This is a genomic window from Salinimicrobium oceani (assembly GCF_012037645.1).
This window is the reverse complement of record NZ_JAAVJR010000884.1, coordinates 1-397: the sequence shown is the minus strand read 5'-3', so window position 1 is coordinate 397 and position 397 is coordinate 1. Positions and strand designations below refer to the sequence as shown.

At 43.1% G+C, this 397-nt stretch carries 1 protein-coding gene; it reads right to left on the bottom strand.

Annotation, left to right across the window (positions count from 1 at the left end; genetic code table 11):
- Positions 1-128: 128 nt before the first annotated feature.
- On the bottom strand, positions 129-397 hold a 269-nt coding region (locus tag HC175_RS19880; RefSeq protein WP_168139821.1), incomplete at its 5' end, for a glycosyltransferase.

Sequence of the window (397 nt, the reverse complement as noted above, 5' to 3'; positions counted from 1 at the left end):
TCCTTTTTCCAATCAAAGCTATAGCCCTATGTCTCCGAGTCCCCTCTTTCCACAGTCTCCTTGTCTACAGGTTTTCACCGTCACCACATCACAAGATCACTTCTTCACAAGGTCACTTGGTCACAAGATCACTTCTTCACATGCTCACTATAAATAACTTCCAACTCATCCACCATTCTCTTTAAACTAAAGGAACTTACTACCCTTTCCCTGGCTGAGAGCTGCTTTTTTTGACGCATCTTGGCATCCCCAATTAATTCTAAACTTTTCTCTGCCAAACATTTATAATCACCCACCTCACACAACAAACCATCCCTTTTATCTCTCACAACTTCTACGACTCCTCCAGCCCTTGTGGAGACAATAGCACATTCCATGCTCATCGCCTCCAATAAAG